1 pseudogene is annotated in these 610 nt (G+C 32.0%); it reads right to left on the bottom strand.

Annotation, left to right across the window (positions count from 1 at the left end):
• Nucleotides 1-144 precede the first annotated feature (144 nt).
• A pseudogene (locus AABK37_RS41785) lies at nt 145-610 on the bottom strand (ISH3 family transposase); the annotation flags it as partial.

Here is a 610-nt window from a genome sequence, read left to right as displayed (position 1 = left end):
TCAGTAAACCAAAAAGTTTTCTCCTCAGGGCGATCGCTAAAAAATTTTGTAGTAGATGATACTTTTTATTCAGCAAATATTGAACCAGCAAGACTAGGATTGATTATAATTACTTATAGCCATCTGGAATTTTATTTGTTAACACTATCCGGATGGAAGATAAATGCCTTCGACTACTTGATATTTACGCTCAATAGCCTGACGTAAAAAGGCTAACATCTGTTTGAGTCCGAAAAGTGTACGATAAATTAATCGACCACCTTTTCTTTTTTGACTTATTCTTAGCCAAAGAAGATTAACCCAAATATTAACTAAAAGAAAAGATATACCAACAAATAGCAATCTCAAAACTGGGTTTTTATTATTTGTTTTAATTCGACAAATATTTTTTAGCCGATAGCTGCTTTCAATTCCAAATCTTTTTCGATAGTCTTGATGAATGTAAGATAAACTTGTTCTGATTTTATGGATGACGTAAGCAAAATATTCCACTCCATGTTTTCCCCGTTGCCCCTTTCTATATTTGCAGATAATCCACAAGTTAAAAGTGACTGAATCATTTTTATATCTACCCATTGTATAGGTAGTTTTGTAACTTATTTTACCCTTC

This window comes from Tolypothrix sp. VBCCA 56010 (assembly GCF_050875635.1).
GTDB lineage: Bacteria > Cyanobacteriota > Cyanobacteriia > Cyanobacteriales > Nostocaceae > Hassallia.
This window is presented reverse-complemented; position numbering and strand designations above follow the sequence as displayed.